The organism is Bradyrhizobium pachyrhizi, assembly GCF_001189245.1.
Taxonomy (GTDB): domain Bacteria; phylum Pseudomonadota; class Alphaproteobacteria; order Rhizobiales; family Xanthobacteraceae; genus Bradyrhizobium; species Bradyrhizobium pachyrhizi.
In genome coordinates, this window is record NZ_LFIQ01000024.1 from 15181 (window position 1) to 18723 (window position 3543).

Annotated in this window: 4 protein-coding genes; 3 read left to right on the forward strand and 1 reads right to left on the reverse strand. The window is 64.8% G+C overall.

What is annotated here, in order from left to right:
- Positions 1-2 precede the first annotated feature (2 nt).
- Positions 3-1043 carry a gentisate 1,2-dioxygenase gene (gene gtdA / locus AKL29_RS00915; RefSeq protein ID WP_050382392.1) on the reverse strand — a complete coding sequence of 347 codons (1041 nt, stop codon included), beginning with the start codon at positions 1041-1043 and terminating at the stop codon, positions 3-5.
- A gap of 106 nt (positions 1044-1149) precedes the next feature.
- Here gtdA and maiA point away from each other — a divergent pair, with 106 nt between their 5' ends.
- From maiA to AKL29_RS00930, 3 genes are read left to right on the forward strand one after another with little or no spacing between them, the layout of a single operon-like run.
- A complete protein-coding gene (maiA, locus tag AKL29_RS00920; RefSeq protein ID WP_050382394.1) occupies positions 1150-1782 on the forward strand; it encodes a maleylacetoacetate isomerase in 633 nt (210 codons plus the stop codon).
- The gene (locus tag AKL29_RS00925; protein ID WP_026191972.1) at positions 1772-2284 is read left to right on the forward strand and encodes a MarR family winged helix-turn-helix transcriptional regulator; all 513 of its coding nucleotides are present in this window, start codon (positions 1772-1774) and stop codon (positions 2282-2284) included. Before maiA ends, AKL29_RS00925 begins: the two co-directional genes overlap by 11 nt.
- A complete protein-coding gene (locus AKL29_RS00930; protein WP_050382395.1) occupies positions 2284-3468 on the forward strand; it encodes a 3-hydroxybenzoate 6-monooxygenase in 1185 nt (394 codons plus the stop codon). The genes AKL29_RS00925 and AKL29_RS00930 overlap by 1 nt, the downstream gene beginning before the upstream one ends.
- The last annotated feature ends 75 nt before the right edge of the window (positions 3469-3543 follow it).

Sequence of the window (3543 nt, forward strand, 5' to 3'; positions counted from 1 at the left end):
GGTTACGCGTTGCCCCGATCCTCGCGGAACAGGTCGAGCTTCTGCTGCACCGGGCGGTCGGAGAACGAGAACAGCACGGAGTCGGCATCGGCCTCGTGGGTGACCCAGTGCCAGCTCGGCACCACGAACAAATCGCGCGGTCCCCACTCGAAGGTCTGGTCGCCGATCCTTGTGCGGCCCTTGCCCTCGATCGCGGCGAACACGGTCGCATCGGTTGCGCGATAGCGCGCGGTCTTGAAACCCTTCGGCAGCAGCTGAATGAAGGTGCCGATGGTCGGCATCGCGAAATCGCCGGTCTCGGGGTTGGAGAATTTCAGCTTCAGCCCGTGGCAGGCGTCCCACTCGTCGCCGACCTTGGCCTTCTCGAGCGCCTCGCGGGTGTATTCATAGGGATAGTTGAAGATCGGCGATGTCTTCGAGGTCCGCTTCTGGTCGATCGGCAGCAGATTGTGGCCGTAGCGCGCGAAGCTCGCGCCGGCCGGTTTGGAGATCGACTGCTGGTCCTCCTTGGCGCCTTCGGCAAACGAGCAGTCGAAGAACTGCACCATCGGGATGTCGAGCCCGTCGAGCCAGAACATCGGCTCATTGGTTTCGTTGGAATGATCGTGCCAGGTCATCGACGGCGTGATGACGAAGTCGCCCGGCGACATCGCGGTGCGCTCGCCGTCGACGGCGGTGAAGGCGCCCTTGCCTTCGAGCACGAAGCGCAGCGCCGATTGGGCATGGCGATGGGCGGGGGCGATGTCGCCCGGCACCACCATCTGCACGCCGGCGAACAGCGAGGTCGTGATCTTGGACTGGCCGCGCAGGCCGGGATTTTCCAGCACCAGCACGCGGCGCTCGGCTTCCTTGGCCGTGATCAGCTTGCCCGCCTCGTTCATGTAGTCGCGGATCTGGTCGAACTTCCATAAGTGAGGACGGCAGGCGCTTTTCGGCTCCGGCGTGATCAGATCGTTCATCACGTTCCACAGCGCCGAGAGGTTCTGGCCGTCGATCTTCTTGTAGAACGCCTCGCGTTCAGGGGTCTTCTGCACGGCTTCCATGGCAAGCCTCCCATCATTCTTGTCGGTGCAATTTAATTGACAGTATACTGACAATATGGCTAGCGTCAATCAACCAAGCCAATAGGGAAATGCAAGGGAGGTTCCGATGAAGCTGCATGGCTATTTCCGGAGCAGCGCGTCCTACCGGGTCCGGATCGCCCTCAATCTGAAGGGGCTCACCTCAGAGCATCTACCGCATCATCTGCGCAAGGGCGAGCAATGTGCGCCGGCCTATCTCGCGATCAATCCGCAGGGGCTGGTGCCGACCCTGGAGAGCGACGCCGGCGCGATCCTCACCCAGTCGCTCGCGATCATCGAATGGCTCGACGAGACCAATCCCAACCCGCCGCTTTTGCCGAAAGATCCGCTGCGGCGCGCCAAGGTGCGGGCGTTCGCGCAGGCGATCGCCTGTGACACGCATCCGGTGCAGAATCTGAAGGTGCTGGCGCGGCTGCGTCAGCTCGGCCTGCCCGAAGAGCAGGTGACGGAATGGGCGGCCTGGGCCAATCGCGAGGGACTGTCGGCCTGCGAGACCCTGATCGCGGCGGAGTCCGGCCCATTCTGCTTTGGCGACCAGCCGACGCTTGCCGATCTCTGTCTGGTGCCGCAGCTCGCCAATGCGCGGCGTTTCGGCGTCGACGTCTCGGCCTATCCGCGCCTGCTCAAGGCCGAGGCCGCGGCCAAACAGGTCAAGGCGTTTGCCGACGCCGCCCCGGACAAGCAGCCCGATGCCGAATAACAAGCCAACGCCCGTCACGATGGACGCGGTCTACACCGCGCCCGGCTACCTGTTCCGGCGGATGCAGCAGATCGCGGTCGCGCTGTTCATCGAGGAGTGCAAGGCGTTCGACTTGACGCCGGTGCAATATGCCGCGCTGGTCACGATCTCGACCCATCCCGGCATCGACGCCACAAGGCTCTCGGCGGTGATCGCGTTCGACCGCTCCACGCTCGGCAACGTGATCGAGCGGCTGCAGGCCAAGGAGTTCATCGTGCGCAAGCCGGCGCCCGAGGACAAGCGCGTCAAGCTGCTCTATCTTACCAAGGCCGGCGCGGCGGTGCTGAGCGACATCATGCCCTCGGTCGACAAGGCACAGGCGCGGATGCTGCAGCCGCTGAAGCCTGCCGACCGCAAGACGTTGCTGGCGTTGTTGACCCAGCTCGTCGACCTCAACAACGAGGCGTCGCGGGTGCCGCTGCGCGCCGAGGACGCGCTCGAACATCTCGGGAGGTCGGGCTGATGGCGGAGACAAGACCCGTCCTGATCGCAGGTGGCGGCATCGGCGGCCTTGCCGTGGCGCTGGGCCTCGCGCAAAAAGGCATCCGCTCGATCCTGCTGGAGAAGGCCGCCGCGCTCGGCGAGATCGGCGCCGGCATCCAGCTCGGCCCGAACGCGTTCCACGCCTTCGACTATCTCGGCGTCGGCGAGGCCGCGCGCAATATGGCCGTCTATATCGATCAGCTCCGGCTGATGGACGCGCTGACCGCCGGCGAGATCACCCACATCGATCTCGGCGATGCCTTTCGCGCGCGGTTCGGCAATCCCTATGCCGTGGTGCATCGCGGCGATCTGCACGGCGTGTTCCTGCGCGCCTGCCAAAGCCACCAACTGATCGAGCTACGTGTTTCGAGCGAGGTGACAGGCTATGAGCAGGACGGCTCGTCCGTGACGGCGAAGCTCGCCGATGGCGAGCGGATTGCCGGCCGCCTCCTGATCGGCGCCGATGGCTTGTGGTCGAACATCCGCAAGCAGGTCACGGCGGACGGTCCGCCGCGCGTCTCCGGGCACACCACCTATCGCTCGGTGATCCCGACCGAACAGATGCCGGAGGACCTGCGCTGGAACGCGGCGACGCTGTGGGCCGGTCCGAAATGCCACATCGTGCATTATCCGCTGTCGGGCTGGAAGGTGTTCAACCTCGTCGTCACCTATCACAACAATGCGCCGGAGCCGGTTGCCGGCAAGCCGGTCTCCGAGCAAGAGGTGATGAAGGGTTTTACCCACGTCCATGAGCGGGCGCAGAACATCATCCGCCACGGCACCAACTGGAAGCTCTGGGTGCTGTGCGATCGCGATCCGAACGAGCGGTGGATCGACGGCCGCGTGGTGCTGCTCGGCGACGCCGCGCATCCGATGCTGCAATATTTTGCGCAGGGCGCCTGCCAGGCGATGGAGGACGCGGTCTGCCTGTCGCACATGCTGGCCAGTCACGATGACCAGACAGCGGCGCTCGAAGCCTACAGCGCGCAGCGCTTCCCGCGCACTGCCCGCGTGCAGCTGATGTCACGCGCGATCGGCGAACACGTCTACCATCCTTCAGGCGAGCTCGCCCGCATCCGCAACGCGATCATGAGCGCGAAGTCGCAGAACGAATGGTGCGACGATATCGCGTGGCTGTATGGCGGGACAGGGCTAAAGGCGTAACTGCCCGGCGGTCGACGCAAGAGACGCGGTCGCTGTATTCTCCGACGTCGTCCCGGACAAGCGAAGCGCGATCCG